Raw genomic sequence first — 18,666 nt, 5'->3', positions numbered from 1 at the left:
AATTCAGTCCTTCTGCGCGGCCTCGGCCCGCGCCATCACCGACTCGAAGACCGAGGCCATCGCCTGCTCGGCCTGCCGGTCGGCGCGGATCGGCCGGCCCCATTCGCGGTCGGTCTCGCCCGGCCATTTCGTGGTCGCATCCAGCCCCATCTTGCCGCCGAGCCCGGAGACGGGCGAGGCGAAGTCGAGGTAGTCGATCGGGGTGTTCTCGACCAGGTGCGTGTCGCGCACCGGGTCCATGCGCGTGGTCATCGCCCAGATCACGTCCTCCCAGGAACGCGGGTCGACGTCGTCGTCCACCACGATGACGAACTTGGTGTACATGAACTGGCGCAGGAAGCTCCACACGCCCATCATCACGCGCTTGGCGTGCCCCGGGTACTGCTTTTTCATCGACACCACGGCCATGCGGTAGGAGCAGCCCTCCGGCGGCAGGTAGAAGTCGACGATCTCCGGGAACGGCTTCTGGATCAGCGGCACGAACACCTCGTTCAGGGCCACCCCGAGGATGGCGGGCTCGTCCGGCGGGCGGCCGGTGTGGGTGCTGTGGTAGATCGGGTTCTTGCGATGGGTGATGCGCTCGATGGTCATCACCGGGAAGGTCTCGGTCTCGTTGTAGTAGCCGGTGTGATCCCCGTACGGGCCCTCGACGGCCGTGTCGTTGGGATAGATGAAGCCCTCGAGCACCATCTCGGCATTCGCCGGCACCAGCAGGTCGTGCGACAGGCACTCGACCAGCCGGGTGCGCTCGCCGCGCAGCAGCCCGGCAAAGGCGTACTCGGAGAGGGTGTCCGGCACCGGGGTGACCGCGCCGAGGATGGTGGCCGGGTCGGCGCCCAGGGTCACGGCGATCGGGAAAGGCTCGCCGGGATGGGTCTCCTGCCAATGGGCAAAATCCAGCGCCCCGCCGCGATGCGCCAGCCAGCGCATGATCACCCGGTTGCGGCCGATCACCTGCTGGCGATAGATACCCATGTTCAGGCGCTCGCGGCCGGCGGCCGCGGCATCCTCGGGGTTGGACTCGAGCCCGCCGCCCTTGCGCGGCCGGCCGCGCGTGGTGGTCAGCCCCCAGGTGATCAGCGGCGCGGCATCCTCCGGCCAGCAGGTCTGGATCGGCCACTGGGCCAGATCGACCTCGTCGCCCTCGATCACCACCTCCTGGACCGGCGCCTTCTTCACCCGGCGCGGCGCCATGTCGAGCACCTTCTTGAAGATCGGCAGGCTCCGCCAGGCCTCCTTGAGACCGGCCGGCGGATCCGGCTCCTTGAGGAAGGCCAGCAGCCGACCGATCTCGCGCAGGTCCTCGAGCGTCTGACCACCCATGCCCTGGGCCACGCGCTCGGGCGTGCCGAACAGGTTGAGCAGCACGGGCGTGTCGAAGCCGACCGGGTTCTCGATCAGCAGCGCCGGGCCGCCGGCGCGCAGAACGCGGTCGGCCAGCACGGTCATCTCCTGGTCGGGGTCGACCGGCTCGGTCACCCGGACCAGTTCACCCTGGCGCTCGAGCTGGTCGAGAAAGCGCCGCAGGTCGGCCAGCGCCCCCTTGGACGCCTTGGCCGCCTTGGCCGCCCGATCAGCGGCCATCGTCGGTCGCGGACGGTTTCACGGGTTGCGGGGCCGGACTCGTTTCCAGGCCCGCGCGAGCCAGGGCGCGCTCGTAGAGCAGCGCGGCCTCGTTGCTGTCGCGCAGACGGGCGTGCACCCGCGCCGCGACGGCGAGATAGCGCAGCTCCTGGTCGAGCGGACCCAGCCGGCTCACCCACAGCTGGGCGGCGGTGGGATCGGATTCGGCCAGGGCCAGGCGCGCCATCGCGTAGGCGAACGCGGCCCGCTCGCGGGCGCGGCCCACGTCCGGGGCATTGGCCGGTTCACTCCAGTCGTCCGGCACCAGCTTGAGCAGGCGTTTGCGCGCCTCGACCGGCTTGTCGTGACGCAGCTCGGCCCAGGCATGCAGCGTCTGTGCCTCGAGTGTGCGCCCGAGCCGCTTCTCCAGCACGCGGGCGGCGGCGTCTTCGGCCCCGCCTCGGGCCAGCGCCTCGGCGTAGGCGATCGTGACCGACGGGCTGTCGACCACGTTGCGCCCGGCCTCCGACCACAGCCGCGAGAGGGCATCGAGGTCACGCGATCGCGAGGCGGCCTCGATCCGGCCGAGCAGCACCACACGCTCGATGCGCAGCAGCTCGTCGGCGGTCAGGCGCTTGTCCTTGATGCGGCGCAGGGTGGGCAGCAGTCGCGCGAGGTCCTCGTACTCGCCGGCCATCTCGAGCAACTGCGCCCGGATCAGCAGGATGGCCTCGTCGCGCGGATGGGTCTCGACCAGCGGCTCGACCATGGCCCGCGCCCACTCGACCTCTCGCAGCGCGATCAGGCGCTGGACGATGTGCAGCCGTAGGAACTCGGCGAACTTGGGAAACCGGCGCCCGACGGTCTCGAACAGGTCGCCGATCTCCTCGCGGGTCTCGGCACGACCGCGCGGGGCGGCGCCCTGGCGTGACGGGTCAAGCCCGTCGAGCAGGGCGTCGATCGCCACCTGGAAGTGCATGGGCGGCAGGCTGCCGTCCTCCACCCCGGCCAGCGCGTAACGCTGCGCCAGTTCGGTCTGACGACGCTGACGCTCGGCCCAGGCGCGCAGGAGCTTCTCGTCCGCAGCGCGACGGCGCTGTTCGGCCGACCGGCGGCTCAGGCGCGCCGGCAGGTGCAAGACCCCGGCAATCAGCCGCCAGAGCAACTGCAACACGATCAGCGCGACCAGCACCATCAACACCAGACCGATGGCGGTGGTCTCGACCCGCCAGCCGGCGAACTCGAGCATGGCCACGCCGGCACCCGGCAGGAAATACACGGCCGCGGCGACCGCGGCGGCCAGCAGGACGATCCAGACGATCAGGCGCTTCATGACGGGTCCTCCTTGCCGGTCTCAGCGGTCACGTCGACCGAGTCGGCGCGAGCCTTCTCGCGGGCGTTGGCCCGCTCCCAGGCGTCGAGCACGGCGTCGATCGACGGGAAGTCGCGGCTGGCGAACCGCTCCCGGGTTCGCTTGAGTGCCTCGAGGGCCTTGGCCGGTCCGTCCGCGTCGGTCGCGTAGTGCGACTCGAGCCAGCCGCGCGCCTCCTCGAGCGTGGTGGAAAGCGCGTCCTGGTCGCGCGAGAGCAGGGATTCGCGCACGGCGGTCAACCACAGGCGCATCTCGCGATCGGTGGCGACGCGCTCGCGCAGCTGGGTCGGGGTGTCCGAGCGGGTCACGCTGACCTGGCCGGCGACCCAGCCGCGGGTGGCCGCCCAGGCCTTCTCGTACCAGGCCGCGTCTTCCGGCAACGACTCGCCTGGCTCGGGGGTTTCGGCAGCGGCCTCGGCCGGCTCGCTGTCACCAGCGCCGGCCTCGTCGGCGAGCGGCCAGTCCTCGACCCGGTCGGTCAGGCGGCGCAGCGCCAGGGCCTGCCCCACGCGGTCGCCTTCGCCGGTCGCCTCGATCTCGGCGATGGCATCGCTGATCGCCGAACGCAACGGCAGCCAGTGCGGGCGCGACAGCGCCGCGACGCGCTGGTCGGCCAGCCTCAGGGCAAGCATCGCCCCGTCCGGGTCACGGCCAATGGTCAGCCGCTCCTGGGCGCGGGTGAGCAGGAAACCGATCTCGGCGGTCTTCCAGGCGATCTCGCCACGCGACAGACGATCGTCGATGCGAGCGATCCGCTCGTCGAGGTGATCCTGTCGCTCGGCGAGGTCCGCCAGCTGGGCCTGCAGACCGGATTCGACCTCTTTGCGGATGGCCTCGCCGCGATCTTCCAGCGCGGAAACGGCCGAGCGGGTCGACCCCAACTCGTCGTTCAGGCGCGTGACCTGCTGCTCGAGCTGCTCGCCCAACGCCTGGTCCTGTGCGGCCTGCTCGCTCGCCTGCGACTGGACGGTCTGCTGAAGCTGCCACAGCTGCCATCCGCCGACGGCGGCCAGCGCGAACAACACCAGCAGGCCGATCACCAGCCACGGCGTGGCCGACCGGCGGGGCCGGCCAGCGGAGGCGGTCACCTTGGCTCCGCCCGATTGCTTGCCGCCCCCGTTCGCGCCCTTGCCCTTGGCGGTTTCGCCAGCGGAGGCGTCCGACTCGCTTGTCTGGGTCGGCGAGACGTCCTTCGGCTTGTCCCCGGCGGTCTTGTCACCGCCAGTCGTCGAGGGGGGTTCCGATTTGCCCGAGGCGGCGGGCTTCTCGCCCGGCTTGGCCCCACCCTTTGCGGTCGGCTTCTGGGCGGCAGCCTTCTGGGCGTCGCCCTTGCCGGACTGGCCCTTGTCCCCCGGGTTCTGGCCCTTGTCCTTGTTGCCCGCCGTGGCAGACGATGTCGAGGCGTTGGACGAGGCCGATGTCTTGCCCGCGCGGGCAGGCGTCCCGGCCCCGGTTTCCTTGGTCTGGCTTTCCTTGGCCCGGGTTTCCTCGGCCTGCTTGTCGTTGTCTTTCTTGTCCATGCTCATCCCCAGTCTGGATGCGATCGGATGGAGGCGGTCATGCGCACGGCGCCCGCTCAATGTCTCGGCGGCGTGGCCGTCTGCCGATCGGCCCGGTCGGCAATCAGCCGCCAGGTCGCTCGGGCCAGGGTATCGACCCCGGGGCCGCCGGCCAGGGCGACCGGGCCGCGGAAGCCCAGCGCCCGCGCCCGCTCGCGCGCACGTTCGTTGATGACCAGCAAGGAGGAGTCTAGCAGCCCCGACTCGCTGCCATGCGTGCCGGCGGCGAGCCGCGCGAGGCAGTCGAGTGCTTGCGGGGCGGTGATGATCCAGAGGCTGGCCGGCCCGGCCGGCGCCGCTGCCGGCGGCTCGAGGCATTCACGCCGGTAGACGGCGACGAAACGCGACTCGGCACCGCGTGCCGCCAGGGTGTCGGCGAGCAGTTCCCGCCCGGTCTCGCCACGGACGATCCACACGCGCCGGCCGCTCATGGGCGCCTCGCGCAGGCAGTCGAGCAATCCCTCGCTGTCCTCCGAGGAATCGGGCAGGAAGGTGGCGGGTCGACCGGCATCGGCCAACGCGCGCCCGGTGGCCGCCCCCACCGCCGCAAACTCGCGCGCCGGCCAGTCGGTCAGCGGGCGCACGGCCCGGGCCGCCTCCACCGCGCGCGGACTGACGAACACCACCAGATCCGCGGACGTCATGGTCGCCAGCGCGTCGGGCAGGTCGCCCCCTCGAGGGAGCGGCCGGATTGCCAGCAGCGGATGGATGGTGACGATCGGCTGGGGACAGCCGGCGGGGCGCGTCTCGAGTAAGGCCTGTTGCAGCCCGGCGTTGCTGCCCGCCGGTCGCGTCAGCACCACCTCGCGGATCGGCGGCAAGCGGTGGTCGGTCACGGGCTCAGCCCTGACCGGGGGCCTCGGTCTCGATGCCCACCTCGGCGAGGATCTTGTCGGCACCCGCACGCAGCACGCGCTCGGCCAGCTCGATGCCCAGCGCCTCGGCCTGATCGCGCGGCCCGGTGATCTCGTCGCGCAGGGTCTCGGAGCCGTCCGGGCGACCGACCAAGCCACGCAGCCAGAGCTGGTCGTCCGCGACCAGCAGGGCATGCCCGCCGATCGGCACCTGGCAACCGCCGTTCAGACGCGTGTTGAAGGCCCGCTCGGCGGTCACCCGGGTGGTGGTGTCACGATCGATCAGCGGGTCGATCAGCGCATGCACGGCCGCATCGTCGCTGCGCGCCTCGATGCCGAGCGCGCCCTGGCCCATCGCCGGCAAGGATTCCTCGGCCGACAGGCGATGGGTGATGCGATCGGCCAGTTCGGCGCGCTTGAGGCCCGAGGCGGCCAGGATGATCGCGTCGTACTCGCCGTCGTCGAGCTTGCGCAGGCGGGTGTGGATGTTGCCGCGCAGGGTCTTGACCTGGAGGTCCGGGAAGCGCTCGCGCACCTGGGTCTCGCGGCGCAGGCTGGAGGTGCCCACCACGCTGCCGGCCGGCATCTCGTCGAGGTTGCCGTACTTGTTGGAGACGAAGGCATCGTGCGGGTCGTCGCCCTCGAGGATGGCGATCAGCCCCAGGCCATCCGGGAACTGCATCGGCACGTCCTTCATCGAGTGCACCGCGATGTCGGCACGATCCTCGAGCATGGCGACCTCGAGCTCCTTGACGAACAGCGCCTTGCCGCCGATCTTCGACAGCGGGCTGTCGAGCAGCTGGTCACCGCGGGTGGTCATCTTGACCAGCTCAACCTCGAGGCCCGGATTGCGCTTTTTCAGCTCCGCGGCGACGAAGTCCGCCTGCCAAAGCGCCAGCAGGCTGGCTCGGGTGGCGATCCGCAGCACGCGGCCCTCGGAAAATGCCTTGCTCATCTGTCATCCTCATTCTGGCAACCGGACGGGGCGGAAGCGGTGTCCGCCACGTCGAGAAACAGGCGCCATGGTAACCCGGATGCCGCGGTCGGACACGGGGCCCGGGCAACCGACTCGGACAACGCACTCGGGGAACCGGGCTGAAGCGACATTGTCCAAAACGCATACAATCCGGGACCCAATCGGTCACTGGCCCAGCCGGGAGAGAAAACCTTGCCTGCAATCACCCCAACCCGCTACGTCACCCGTCTCGCCCTTGCCACGCTGGCGCCGCTGGCCGGCCTACTGCTCATGGGCATGGCCACCCCGCCCGGGCAGGCCGACGAGCCGACCGCCAGCACCGCGCGTGACGAGGTGCCCCTGATGAGCGACCTGGAGAACGTCCAGGCGGATCTGGCCTACATGCAGGAACAACAGATCCCGATGCTGATGTTCTTCCACGCCACCTACTGCACCTACTGCCGGACGGTCGACGACGAGTTCCTGCAGACCATGGCCAACGACCCGGATTACGAGGGCCGACTGATCATCCGCCGGGTGGAGATCGACTCCGACCTGCCGGAGATCGAATGGCAGGGCACCGCCTACACCCCGGTCGAGTTCGCCCGCCTGCAGGGCGTACAGCTGGTCCCCGAGGTGATCTACTTCGCCCCGGACGGCAAGCAAGTGGTCGACGAGCTCAAGGGCGTGACCGTGCCGGACTTCTACCCGCAGTACCTCGACCAGCGGCTGCGGGCCGCCGAGCGCTGCATCGAGGACCCGACCCTCGAGGTCTGCACCGACGGCATCGACCAGCCACGTCGCGACCTGACGGCCCAGTGAGACCTTGGCGAGCCTGGCAGCCGGCCACACACGGAACCCGTGGGTGGGCAACCAGCTGACGGGGCTATCAAATCGCAGCAACTTGCTCTGGTTTTACGGTCTAATGTTGGCCATGATCAATTCACCGGTGGCCATCCCGGCCACCTTCACGTCAACGCGGCCCGGCCGCGCGAACCCCAACGAGAGGATCTGACGAGATGACAGCCCAATCCAAGAAAAGCCAGACCAAGAAGCACCTGCTGATCGGCTCGACCGCCCTGGCCACCGCCATCGCCGGCTCCTCGGCCATGGCCGCGGGCAACGGCAACCCGTTCGCCTCCGAGTCCACCCACGCGGGCACCTTCCAGACCGCCGAAATGGCCTGCGGTGCCGGCCAGTGCGGCAGCAGCATGGACGAAGAGAAGGGCGATGGCGACAAGGACGACGACAAGTCCTGAGCCACGCCCTGACGGCGGCGGCCCGCGTGGCCGTCGCCGGCCGATGAAGGCCGCCGGCCGAGTGCCGTCGGCCCCAAAACACCCCCGGCCGGTGGCTGCCGCCGTCGGCCATCCAGCGTTCCGGGAGGCCTGCCATGAGCCCCCAATCCGCCAGCCCCAGCGTCACGCAACACGTTCCCGTCGGCATCGGCCTGCGTCGCGGTCCGCTCATGCGCGAGATCGAGGAGCAACGCCCGAACGTCGACTTCCTCGAGGTCGCGCCCGAGAACTGGCTGCGCTTCGGCGGGCCGGTCAAGGAACGCTTCAAGGCCCTGCTCGAGGACTACCCGCTCTACACCCACGGCCTGTCGCTCTCGATCGGCGGCCCGGCGGAGCTGGACCTCGACTTCGTCGACGCCGTGGGCGAATTCCTCGACGAGTACCGACCGGCGCTCTATAGCGAGCACCTGTCGTTCTGCTCGGACAACGCCCACCTCTACGACCTGATGCCGATCCCCTTCACCGAGGAGGCAATCGATCACGTCGTCGCGCGCATCTGCACCGTCCAGCAGCGCCTCGGCCGCCGACTGGTGCTGGAGAACGTCTCCTACTACTCGCCGGTGGAATCCACCATGGACGAGCGGACGTTCATCCTGGCAATCCTCGAGCGTTCCGGCTGCGACCTGTTGCTCGACGTCAACAACGTGTTCGTCAACAGCGTCAATCACGGCTACGACCCCTACGCCTTCATCGACGCGATGCCCGCCGAGCGGGTGCGCTACCTGCACGTCGCCGGCCACCACCAGGTCGAGGACGACCTGATCATCGACAGCCACGGCGCGCCGGTCAGCGCCCCGGTGTGGGACCTGCTCGAGCACACCTACCGCCACGTCGGCCCGGTGCCGACGCTGCTGGAACGCGACTTCGACATCCCGCCGCTCGACGAGCTGATGGGCGAGGTCGCCCAGATCCGCCGCGCCGGGGAACGGGCGCTGGGCAGCAAGGCCGCCTGATGGGATCGAGCTTCAAGGAAACCCAGGAGGCATTCACGCGCTACGTGCGTGATCCGGAAACCAACCCGCCACCCCCGGGCAGCAAGCCCGAGCGGATGGCCTGGTACGCCAAGCTGTTCTTCAACAACATCGACGGCACGCTGGAAAACGCCTTCCCGGCGCTGCGCGCCAGCCTCGATGAGGCCGACTGGCAGGGGCTGACCCGGCCGTTCTTCCGCGACCACCCGGCCCATTCGCCGATCCTGCGCGACCTGCCGGCCGAGTTCGCCGAGTTCTTGCAGGAACGCCCCGAGCTGGCCGACTGGCAGCGCGAACTGGCCGCCTACGAGCTGGCCCGCTTCGAGCTGATGGCCGAGGACGCCGACCCCGCCCCGGCCGACCTCGACGCGGACGGCGACTTGCTCGCCGGTCAGCCCGTGGTCTCCTCGCTGGTGCGCCTGATGGTGACCGCCTACCCGGTCGACCGCCTCGCCGCGGCCCTCGAGGCCGGCGAGGGGCCCGAAATCCCGCCGGCGGGTATGCACCACCTGGCCCTGCACCGCGACGAGCACGGCGCGCCGTTCGCGCTCAATCTCACGCCGGGCAGCGCCCAGCTGCTGCTCGCGCTCACCGAGGCCGAGGAGCAGACCGGCCGCGAGATCATTGCGCAGCTGGCCGAGGCCTTCGGCCGCCCGGTAGACGAACTGCTGGGCTTTGCCGACGAGCAGTTGGAACAGTGGCGCGCGGCAGGGCTCCTGCTGGGGGCGCGTCCGCCGAACTGACCGGACACCATTCATCTGTCATGACGATTCCAGGGAGGGAATCACCATGCCCATCACCGACTGGCCGACCACCGAGCGGCCACGCGAACGCCTGCTGGCCCGAGGGCCGGCCAGCCTCTCCGACGCCGAACTGCTGGCGATCTTTCTGCGCACCGGCGTGGCCGGCCGCTCGGCCGTGGATCTCGCCCGAGATCTCCTGTCGCACTTCGGCTCGATCAGCGCGCTGCTCAGTGCCTCGCGCGCCGACTTCGCTCACGCCCGCGGGCTCGGGGATGCCAAGTTCTGCCAGCTGCAGGCGGTGCTCGAACTGGCGCGGCGTTACTTCGCCGAAGAGCTGCGCGTCGGGCCGGATATCGCCAGCCCGCAGGCGGTGTTCCGCTTCCTGCAGGCCGAGCTCGACGGCGAGACCCAGGAGGTATTCGGCGTGCTGTACCTGGATAATCGCCACCGCGTGCTCGCCTTCGAGCGACTGTTCTTCGGCACCATCGACCAGGCAGCCGTCCACCCGCGCGAGGTGGTCCGGGCCGTGATGCGCCACAACGCCGCGGCGGTGATCCTTGCCCACAACCACCCCTCCGGCGTCGCCGAACCCAGCAGCGCCGACCGGCGCCTGACCGAACGGCTCCGCGACGCGCTCAATCTCATCGACGTACGCCTGCTCGATCACGTGGTGGTGGGCCGGCCCTGCATCTCGATGGCCGAGCGGGGGCTGCTGTAGGAGCGGCTTTAGCCGCGAAATAACGAGGCGGCACCCGATCCCATCGCGCCTGAAGGCGCTCCTACGCACCCTGTGGGAGCGAGCCCCGCTCGCGAAGGCCGCCCCAGCGGCCGTCCCGATCTGGACGTTGCACACCGCCGAACCCGGAACTCGCGCGTCCCGCGCGATTCGCGACCCAGGGTCGCTCCCACAAAGGGTTTCGCTTGAACACCAGCGCCTGCAACACGCCATGCCTTGTTGTTGCATACGCACACTTTTGATCCTATCGTTGGAATACGCAACACCGGAGTCGTGACATGACCCTCGCCGTCGCCCCCAACAACGCCTCGAAAGACAAGGCCATGGTGCTGGCCAAGGCCCTGTTCAACGCCGGACGCGGGCTCGGCCTGAGCCAGACCCGGATCGGTCGGATCGTCGGCAAGAACCGCTCGACCATCACCCGCTCGGGCGTGGACCCGGAAAGCCAGAACGGCCAATTGGCCCTGCTGCTCGTGCGCTGCTACCGAAGCCTGTATGCGCTGATGGACGGCGACGAGGCGCAGATGAAGCATTGGATGCACACGCCCAACCGGCACACCGGCGGCATCCCGGCGGAGCAGATGCTCTCCGTGGTCGGGCTGGTGCATGTCTGCGACTACCTGGACGCGATTCGCGGCAAGGTCTGAGGCGTGCCGGACCTGTGGCAGGAGTGCGAACTCGCCGAACGCATCGAGCCGATCGGCGGCGTGCTGACTCGCATCGTCGAGAGCCAGGAGCAGGTCGCGACGACCGGGCTGGTCGACACCCTCGAGGAGCAGAGCGTGCTCGAGGAGATGCTCGAGGCGACCAAGCCCCCGCCGCGCCCCGGCAGTGAGGATCTGCACTACCTGCTGCTCACGCCCTTCCGCTATCCACCGCTGAGGCACGGCTCGCGCTTCGGCGGCCGATTCGAGCCGTCCCTGCTCTACGGATCGCTGGCCACCGACACCGCGCTGGCGGAAGCCGCCTACTATCGCCTGGTGTTCTGGTCCGGCATGCAGACGCCGCCCTCATCCCCGCTTCGCAGCCGCCACACCCTGTTTCGGGCGAGATACGGCACGGATGGCGGCCTGCGTCTGCATCGCCCACCGTGCGACCGCAAACGGCCCGTCCTGACCGATCCGGCCGACTACGCCGCCACCCAGCAGCTCGGCCGAACCATGCGCGAGGCCGGGATACGGGGTTTCGAATTCCCCTCCGCGCGCGACCCGACCGGCGGCATCAATGTCGGCCTGTTCGAACCATCGGCCCTGACCTCACGATCGCCGACCGAATGGGAAGGCTGGCTGTGCGAGGTGACCGGCGAACTCGTCACCTTCCTCCAGCTCACCGGCGGACGCATCGAACGCTTCCCCGCCGACACCTTCCGCGTCAATGGACAGCTGCCACAGCCGGCCGTCTGAACGAACAACAACGCCTCGGCGCGTTAGCACCCACCCCAGACCGTTATCGATTCCACCGGCGCGATGGCGGGCGAGGCCCTTTCGAACCAGAGCCCCACTGTGGGAGCGACCCTCGGTCGCGAATCGCGCGGAACGCGCGAGTTCCGGGCTCGGTTTCGTGCCTGAACTCGACCGGGGCGGCCGCTGGAGCGGCCTTCGCGGGCGGGGCCCGCTCCCACAGTGGGGCCTCTTGGGCGTGTGATCAGATGCCGCTCGACTCGGGGCCGGACTCGACCCCGGTCCGCCAGTCGATCGGCTCGAGCCCGTGCGATTCGAGAAAGGCGTTGATGCGCGAGAAGGGCTTGGAGCCGAAGAAGCCGCGGTAGGCCGACAGCGGCGAGGGGTGGGGGCTCTTGATCACCAGATGCTCGGGGCGATGCACGTGCGCGGCCTTCTTCTGCGCCTGCGCGCCCCAGAAGACGAACACGATCGGGCGCGGCTGCTCGGCGAGCACGCGGATGGCGTGATCGGTCAGCTGCTCCCAGCCCATGCCCTGGTGCGAGGCCGCCTGGCCCGAGGCGACGGTCAGCACGGCGTTGAGCAGCAGCACGCCCTGGTCGGCCCAGTGGGTGAGATCGCCGTTGCGGTTCTGGATGCCCAGATCGTCGGCCAGCTCCTTGAAGATGTTCAGCAAGGATTTCGGCAACGGCCGGACGTCCGGGCGCACGGAAAAGCACAGCCCGTTGGCGTGCCCCGGCGTGGGGTACGGGTCCTGGCCGAGGATCACCACCCGCACCTGATCGAGCGGGGTGTGGTTGAAGGCACGGAACCACTCGTCGGGCTTCGGGTGGATCACCGTGCCGCGCTTGCCCTGTTCGAGCAGCCGCTGACGCAGCTGCTGCATGGGCGTATCGAGCAGCACCGGGGCGAGCGCCTCGCGCCACGCCGGCTCCATCTGGACACGTTGAAGTGCGGAATCCGTCATGGCATCAGGCGTTCGATCGTCCAGCCGTCACCGTCGCGCACGTAGGCGAAACGATCGTGCAGGCGCGACGGCCGGCCCTGCCAGAATTCCCACTCGCGCGGCACCACGCGGTAGCCGCCCCAGGCGGGGTTGCGCGGCACCTCGCCTTCCGGGTAGCGCTCGGCCATGTCCTCGAAGCGCGCCTCCAGGGCCTCGCGGGATTCGATCGCCGCGCTCTGGATGGAGGTGATCGCCGCCAGCCGCGATCCGCGCGGGCGCTGGCGGAAGTAGGCCTCGTTGTCCTCGTCGGACAAACGCTCGACCAAGCCTGCCACGCGTACCTGCCGATCGACCTCCGGCCAGAAGAAGGTAAGCGCGGCACGCGGGTTGGCGTCGAGTTCCCGGCCCTTGCGGCTGCGGGTATCGGTGTAGAAGCACAGGCCGCGGGCATCGAAATGCTTCAACAGCACGTAGCGCGCCGACGGCCAGCCGTCGGCGTCCACGGTGGAGACGCACATCGCGGTGGGGTCGAAGTTGCCCGCCTCGCGTGCGGCGATCAGCCACTGGGCCAGCTGGTCGACCGGATCGGTGGCCAGGTCGCGGCGATGCAGTACGCCGTGGAGGTAGTCGCGCCGGTCGGCACGGTGATCAAATTCGCCCGCCATGGGAGCTCCTGTTGCAACGTGTTTGCCGTGCGAGACTATAGGGCACACGAACGCGACGTTTCCAGAAAGGACCACGGACGATGACCCGACCGCTGCACCTGTTCCTGTTTCACGGCCTCGGCGCCGACGGCGACGACCTCGCCCCGATCAGCGACCTGATCACCGAGCGCGTGCCGCTGACCGACCACCACTGGGCCGTGCATCGCCCGGACGCGCCGGTCTCGCCAGTGTCGCTCAACGGCGGCATGCCCATGCCCAGCTGGTTCGACCTGATCGCCGACGACGGCAATATCGAGGCCGACCGCGACAGCCTCGCCGGCATCACCTTCGACCTGCAGCAGCAGGTGCAGGACACGGTCGGCGACGACCCCTTTATCCTCGGCGGTTTCTCGCAGGGCGGCGTGCTCGCCAACCGCCTGATGCTGAGCCTGCCGCGCCCGCCGCTGGCCGCGCTGCTGCTCTCGACCTGGCTGCCCGCCCCCGAGCAGATCGACCGGCCCAGCGACGGCCGCGACCCGGTGGTATTCATCGGCCACGGCGAGCACGACACCCTGATCCCGGTACGTGCCGCCGGCATGGTGAATGCGTTCCTGCAGGATTGCGGTCTGACGAATGTCACCGAGCGGCACTATCCGGTCGAGCACGGCATCCTGCCGGAGGAACTTGAAGATATCGTCGCATGGCTGGCAGAAAATCTGCGAGGGCCTGAAAAATAAAGCTCAATGAACTCAAAAAAGAGGAAGAAGCGGGCTTTAAAGGAAAGACACTATGGAAGAAGAAGCAATTAATTTCAGCGAGAATGAGCTCAGAGACTTCCTCTATGAGAACCACAAACACTCAATATCTGACCTAATCACAGGACGACGGGCGCCAGCCAAATGGAACGGAAATGGATTCCCGCCAATAAAACTCCTCATTCAAAGAGCCACAGAGGTCAAAATAAACGAAACTTTAGACGGGATCTACAGCTTATCCCTCTCGGCCCGCGAGCTGCGCCTAGAAAAATCAGAAGACACCACCACACGAATTGACTTATTCGGACTCTCGGAGTCCAGCAGCCTAACCATAATAGAGCTAAAAAAGTCTAAACAAACCGAAAGGCAGTCCTATACCGAACTCCTCGCTTATGCCAATCACTTCTGCTCCATATTCCCCGGGCTAAATGAAGAGGCCATCAACACCATACTTGTGGCTCCAATGAGATCACGGACTGTCAGGGATGCCTACGCTCAAGAAATTATAGGAAACAACAAAAGATCGGCCGCCCTAATTCCCAAGGAGAAGGATGGATCGATCCAACTACAAGCGTACTACCCTGAGGAACATTACTATCGGTGGTTTGAGAACAGCTTGCTGGATGATCGGTCCATGTGCACTGTTGCGGTGGCGTTTCCAATCATTGACGGATGGATCGATTCAGATCTCAAGAGTAAACATGGTGAAATACCCGAATACTCTAAAGCAGCTCTCAACACCATCGCCAACTCTGCGTCACACAGACTTGAATCAGAGGGGTTTCATGCAATTGTATACGCCTCCCAAAAATGGGGGAACATAGCCCAAGAAATACCCTATCCAAATGTAATATATGCGGTCTTCCTAAACCCATTCTCATCATTCAGGAGCGCAAACGAGCAAGGGATAGTTTTTGGCAACTCAAGCTCAAAAAGAATCAGAGAAATTCAGCAAATACAAGACCAGCTCCGCGAAGAAGAAAAAGAAATGTGGCTAGCCCAAATGGAACAAAACTTCCAAGGGCTCGCCACGAAAATAATTATAGAGGAGTTCGAAGCCTGCTTTAAAAGCACTGATAACTCTCGCTTAAGCAGAGAAATCTCCTTGCCTAACTGGGAATGCATAAAAACAAGTATGCTTGATTCCGTATTCAACCACAACCTAGATGTTTATCAAACCGGAATCATAAGGGAGATATATCAAGAATACATCAAGTACATATTCGACCAGAAAGAGGACGAGATTTATTATAGTGATGACTTGCCAAAATACTCCTACAAATCCTTCAGGGCTTTCTTGCCCGTCTGGGAAATACTAAGAAACCTCGGCCTTGGGGAGTCACACCAGCCACCCCCGGATTAAACGCAACAACTCGACGCCGAAAGGCATTGATATCGCGGACTGACCGCAGAGATTAAGCAATCTTGAACGCATCCAGCGCCGCCCGCGCCGCCACGGCCCGGGCGCGGACGCGCTTGGGCGCGGTGCCGCCCGGCAGGTCGCGGGCGGCCATGGAGCCCTCGACGGTGAGCACGTCGAAGACGTCCTCGCCGATGTGACCGGAGAGCGCCTGCAGCTCGGCCAGTGACAGGTCGGCGAGATCGCAGCCCTTGTCAGTGGCCTGGCGCACGGCCTTGCCGACGATCTCGTGGGCATCGCGGAAGGCCACGCCCTGACGCACCAGGTAGTCGGCGAGATCCGTGGCGGTGGAGAAGCCCTGGCGGGCGGCCTCGCGCATGCGCTCGCGGTTGGGCTGGATGGCCGGAATCATGTCGGCAAACGCCCGCAGCGAGCCCATCAGGGTGTCGACGGCGTCGAAGACCGGCTCCTTGTCCTCCTGGTTGTCCTTGTTGTAGGCCAGCGGTTGGCTCTTCATCAGGGTGAGCAGGGAGAACAGGCTGCCGTAGACGCGGCCGGTCTTGCCGCGCACCAGCTCGGGCACGTCGGGGTTCTTCTTCTGCGGCATGATCGAGCTGCCGGTGCAGAAGCGGTCGGGCAGTTCGATGAAGTTGAACTGCGCGGAGGTCCAGAGCACCAGTTCCTCGCTCATGCGCGACAGGTGCATCATCAGGATCGAGGCCGCGGACAGGAATTCGATCTGGAAGTCGCGATCGGAAACCGCATCGAGCGAGTTCTCGCTGATGCCGTCGAAGCCCAGTTCGTTGGCCACCCAGTCGCGGTCGAGCGGGTAGGAGGTGCCCGCGAGCGCGGCCGAGCCCAGCGGCATGATGTTGATGCGCTTTCGCGTGTCGATCAGGCGCTCGACGTCGCGCTCGAGCATGTCGTGCCAGGCGAGCAGGTGGTGGCCGAAGCTGACCGGCTGGGCGACCTGCAGGTGGGTGAAGCCGGGCATGACGGTCTCGGCCTCGGCCTCCGCCAGGTCCACCAGCCCGCGGCGCAGGCGGTTGGCCTCCTCGATGATCGCGTCGACGGCGCGGCGCATGAACAGCCGGATGTCGGTGGCGACCTGGTCGTTGCGCGAACGGCCGGTGTGCAGCTTCTTGCCGACATCACCGATGCGGTCGATCAGGCGCGCCTCGATGTTCATGTGCACGTCCTCGAGCTCCACCGACCAGGCGAGATCGCCGCGCTCGATATCATTGCGGATGTCCTCGAGCCCGCGGACGATCTTCTTGGCCTCGTCCTCGGTGATCACGCCGACGCGGGCGAGCATGCGGGCATGGGCGATCGAGCCGGTGATGTCCTCGTCGTAGAGGCGCTGGTCGAAGCCGATCGAGGCGGTGAAGGCCTCGACGAAGGCGTCGGTGGGCTCGGAGAAACGGCCGCCCCAGAGCTTGGCGGCAGGCTTGTCGTCACGATCGGTCATGGTGATCCTCGGCAAATCGGGTTCGCATCGGGTCGGCCGTGCCGGCCGCCGTCGGAATTTGAACGTGGCGCGAGTATATCGCAGCCAGCGCCGGCACCCTGAGGCCCGAATCGATTCACGTGAGACCTTGAGGCAAGATAGACCCCGTCAGGTCATCGACGCGAAAGGAGTCGCCGCTTGCCCGTTCATCCGACCAACCCGCCAGCCAGGGATGCCGCCCGCGACCGCGCGCTGCTGCCCGCCGCCCTGCCGGCCTTCTGCACCGCGCGGGTGATCCTGATCACCCTGGCGATGGGGGCGGCACTCTCGTTGCTGCTGACCCTGGTGCCCGGCGTGGGACCGGAACGCTGGGCGCGCTTCGGCACGACGCTCTGGCTGGTGACCTGGATCGCGCTGGTGACCGTGGCGCTGCTCTGCGCCGCGCGACGCTGGCTCGACCGGCTGCCATTGCCGACCCTGCTGACCATCATCGTGGTGCTGTTGCTCACCGTCACCGCCGTGACCAGCGCGGTCGCCTTCGGTGCGCTGCAGTCGATCGGCTGGCAGCCGCAGGAGACCGCCGGGGAATTCCTGCTGCACAACCTCGCCATCGCCCTGCTGGTGGGGCTGATCGGCATCTGGGTGTTCTCGCTGCACCTGGGCAATGCCCGCCAGATCAACGCCGCGGCCGAGGCGCGCCTGTCGGCGCTGCACGCGCGCATCCGGCCGCACTTTCTGTTCAACAGCCTCAACACGGTCGCCGAGCTGGTCCATGACCGGCCCGAGGCGGCCGAGCAGGCGGTGCTGGACCTCTCGCGCGTGTTCCGCGCCGCGCTGGCCAGCGACTCGACCAGCACGCTCGCCGAGGAAGTGGAGCTCGCGCGCCGCTACCTCGACATCGAGCACTGGCGGCTGGTCGAGCGCCTGCACGTCGACTGGCAGCTGCCCGAGCCGCTGCCCGCGATCAGCCTGCCGATCCTCACGCTCCAGCCGCTGGTGGAGAACGCCGTGCGACACAGCGTCGAGCGCCAGGCCGATCCCGGCCCGATCCGGGTCGAGTGTCAGGTGGGGCGGCAGTCGATCAGTCTGGTGATCGAGAACGACCTGGTTCCCGGTGACGATCACCACGGCAACGGCATGGCGCTCGCCAATATCCGCGACCGGCTGGCGCTGATGTTCGGCGAGGCGGCCTCGCTGCGCGCCGGCCCGGTCGACGGGCGTTTCCGGGTCAAGCTGGTCCTGCCGCGCACCGACGGGAAGGCCGCGCCATGATCCGCGCCCTGATCGTCGACGACGAACCGCTGGCCCGCGACCGGCTGCGCCGTCTGTTGGGACGACTGGGCGGCATCGAGGTGGTCGCCGAGGCCGGCAACGCCGACGAGGCCTGCGCGGCGATGCGCACGGTGCCGGATCTCGTGTTCCTCGACATCGAGATGCCCGGCGAGGACGGCATCCGGCTGGCCCATCGGCTGCGCGAGGCCGACGTGCCGCCGGCGATCGTCTTCACCACCGCGCACGCCGACCGCGCCCTGCCCGCCAGCGAGACCGCACCGGCCGGGTACCTGCTCAAACCCATCGAGCCCGAGGCCCTGCGCGCGGCGATCGAGCGCGCCGCCCGCCCCAATCGCTGCCACCAGTCCCGCCGACCGACCCTGACCGTGCGTCTGGGCCGCGAGGAACTGCGCCTGGGCCCGGAACACGTGGTCGCAGCGGTCGCCGAGGACAAGGCCACCCACCTCTACCTGCTCGACCCGGCCGATGGTCGGCGCCGCGAGGCCTGGATCGAACCGAGCCTCAACGATCTCGAGGAACGCTTCGACGGGCAGTTGCTGCGCCTGCACCGCAACAGCCTGGTCAACACCTCGCAAATCCACTCGGTCAGCCACCACGACGGCCAGCACCACTGCCACGTCCATCACCTCGACGAGCCCTTGATGATCAGCCGCCGCGCCTGGCGCGCGGTACGCGACGCGCTCGACGAATAACCCAGGCAAATAACCCAGGCAAATAGCCCCGCCAAACAGCGTGGCCAAGCCGCGTCGGACACGACCCCGGACGAATAA

Annotated in this window: 19 protein-coding genes; 11 read left to right on the top strand and 8 right to left on the bottom strand. The window is 67.6% G+C overall.

From position 1 onward, the window contains the following. Positions 1–3: 3 nt before the first annotated feature. From ubiD to hemC, 5 genes are read right to left on the bottom strand one after another with little or no spacing between them, the layout of a single operon-like run. Positions 4–1,584, bottom strand: a complete 1,581-nt coding sequence (ubiD, locus tag LV475_RS05145) for a 4-hydroxy-3-polyprenylbenzoate decarboxylase (RefSeq protein WP_136867446.1) — start codon at positions 1,582–1,584, stop codon at positions 4–6. Further along, on the bottom strand, positions 1,574–2,896 hold the full coding sequence (locus tag LV475_RS05140) for a heme biosynthesis HemY N-terminal domain-containing protein (RefSeq protein WP_136867445.1): 1,323 nt from the start codon (positions 2,894–2,896) through the stop codon (positions 1,574–1,576). Before LV475_RS05140 ends, ubiD begins: the two co-directional genes overlap by 11 nt. Further along, entirely contained in the window at positions 2,893–4,455 is a 1,563-nt protein-coding gene (locus LV475_RS05135; RefSeq protein WP_250105864.1) for a uroporphyrinogen-III C-methyltransferase, read from the bottom strand. Before LV475_RS05135 ends, LV475_RS05140 begins: the two co-directional genes overlap by 4 nt. Before the next feature lie 56 nt (positions 4,456–4,511). Continuing rightward, complete coding sequence (locus LV475_RS05130; protein WP_250105863.1) at positions 4,512–5,330, bottom strand: uroporphyrinogen-III synthase; 819 nt, start codon at positions 5,328–5,330, stop codon at positions 4,512–4,514. A 4-nt stretch (positions 5,331–5,334) separates the two neighbouring features. Next, complete coding sequence (gene hemC / locus LV475_RS05125; protein WP_250105862.1) at positions 5,335–6,303, bottom strand: hydroxymethylbilane synthase; 969 nt, start codon at positions 6,301–6,303, stop codon at positions 5,335–5,337. Positions 6,304–6,516: 213 nt separating this feature from the next. Here hemC and LV475_RS05120 point away from each other — a divergent pair, with 213 nt between their 5' ends. From LV475_RS05120 to LV475_RS05090, 7 genes are all read left to right on the top strand, one after another. After that, complete coding sequence (locus tag LV475_RS05120) at positions 6,517–7,125, top strand: thioredoxin family protein (RefSeq protein ID WP_136868031.1); 609 nt, start codon at positions 6,517–6,519, stop codon at positions 7,123–7,125. Positions 7,126–7,322: 197 nt separating this feature from the next. Further along, entirely contained in the window at positions 7,323–7,562 is a 240-nt protein-coding gene (locus LV475_RS05115) for a hypothetical protein (protein WP_136868030.1), read from the top strand. A 134-nt stretch (positions 7,563–7,696) separates the two neighbouring features. Next, on the top strand, positions 7,697–8,554 hold the full coding sequence (locus tag LV475_RS05110) for an HvfB family MNIO-type RiPP peptide maturase (protein ID WP_250105861.1): 858 nt from the start codon (positions 7,697–7,699) through the stop codon (positions 8,552–8,554). Beyond that, a complete protein-coding gene (locus LV475_RS05105) occupies positions 8,554–9,315 on the top strand; it encodes an HvfC family RiPP maturation protein (RefSeq protein ID WP_250105860.1) in 762 nt (253 codons plus the stop codon). The genes LV475_RS05110 and LV475_RS05105 overlap by 1 nt, the downstream gene beginning before the upstream one ends. 46 nt (positions 9,316–9,361) lie before the next feature. Continuing rightward, positions 9,362–10,033, top strand: a complete 672-nt coding sequence (gene radC / locus LV475_RS05100; RefSeq protein ID WP_136868027.1) for a RadC family protein — start codon at positions 9,362–9,364, stop codon at positions 10,031–10,033. A 296-nt stretch (positions 10,034–10,329) separates the two neighbouring features. After that, complete coding sequence (locus tag LV475_RS05095) at positions 10,330–10,698, top strand: MbcA/ParS/Xre antitoxin family protein (RefSeq protein WP_136868017.1); 369 nt, start codon at positions 10,330–10,332, stop codon at positions 10,696–10,698. 3 nt (positions 10,699–10,701) lie between these two features. Further along, positions 10,702–11,454, top strand: coding sequence for an RES family NAD+ phosphorylase (locus LV475_RS05090; RefSeq protein ID WP_250105859.1), 753 nt, complete (start codon positions 10,702–10,704; stop codon positions 11,452–11,454). 241 nt (positions 11,455–11,695) lie between these two features. Here LV475_RS05090 and LV475_RS05085 read toward each other — a convergent pair whose 3' ends face one another. Then, entirely contained in the window at positions 11,696–12,418 is a 723-nt protein-coding gene (locus tag LV475_RS05085) for a uracil-DNA glycosylase (RefSeq protein WP_250105858.1), read from the bottom strand. Continuing rightward, positions 12,415–13,062, bottom strand: coding sequence for a pyridoxamine 5'-phosphate oxidase (gene pdxH / locus LV475_RS05080; protein WP_136868020.1), 648 nt, complete (start codon positions 13,060–13,062; stop codon positions 12,415–12,417). The genes LV475_RS05085 and pdxH overlap by 4 nt, the downstream gene beginning before the upstream one ends. Before the next feature lie 80 nt (positions 13,063–13,142). Here pdxH and LV475_RS05075 point away from each other — a divergent pair, with 80 nt between their 5' ends. Together LV475_RS05075 and LV475_RS05070 are read left to right on the top strand one after the other, a co-directional pair. Continuing rightward, positions 13,143–13,778, top strand: coding sequence for an alpha/beta hydrolase (locus LV475_RS05075; RefSeq protein ID WP_136868021.1), 636 nt, complete (start codon positions 13,143–13,145; stop codon positions 13,776–13,778). A 52-nt stretch (positions 13,779–13,830) separates the two neighbouring features. Then, entirely contained in the window at positions 13,831–15,159 is a 1,329-nt protein-coding gene (locus LV475_RS05070; RefSeq protein WP_136868022.1) for a hypothetical protein, read from the top strand. Positions 15,160–15,211: 52 nt separating this feature from the next. Here the strand turns inward: LV475_RS05070 and argH are convergent, their stop codons facing one another. Continuing rightward, positions 15,212–16,624 (bottom strand): argininosuccinate lyase, encoded by a 1,413-nt coding sequence (gene argH, locus LV475_RS05065; protein WP_250105857.1) that lies wholly within the window; start codon positions 16,622–16,624, stop codon positions 15,212–15,214. A 177-nt stretch (positions 16,625–16,801) separates the two neighbouring features. On the opposite strand from argH, the gene LV475_RS05060 reads away from it, so the two are divergent. Together LV475_RS05060 and LV475_RS05055 are read left to right on the top strand one after the other, a co-directional pair. Continuing rightward, positions 16,802–17,875 carry a sensor histidine kinase gene (locus LV475_RS05060; RefSeq protein WP_136867660.1) on the top strand — a complete coding sequence of 358 codons (1,074 nt, stop codon included), beginning with the start codon at positions 16,802–16,804 and terminating at the stop codon, positions 17,873–17,875. Next, positions 17,872–18,588 (top strand): LytR/AlgR family response regulator transcription factor, encoded by a 717-nt coding sequence (locus tag LV475_RS05055; RefSeq protein WP_136867661.1) that lies wholly within the window; start codon positions 17,872–17,874, stop codon positions 18,586–18,588. The genes LV475_RS05060 and LV475_RS05055 overlap by 4 nt, the downstream gene beginning before the upstream one ends. Positions 18,589–18,666 lie beyond the last annotated feature (78 nt).

The sequence above is a fragment of the Guyparkeria hydrothermalis genome (assembly GCF_023555375.1).
Classification (GTDB): domain Bacteria; phylum Pseudomonadota; class Gammaproteobacteria; order Halothiobacillales; family Halothiobacillaceae; genus Guyparkeria; species Guyparkeria hydrothermalis.
This window is presented reverse-complemented; position numbering and strand designations above follow the sequence as displayed.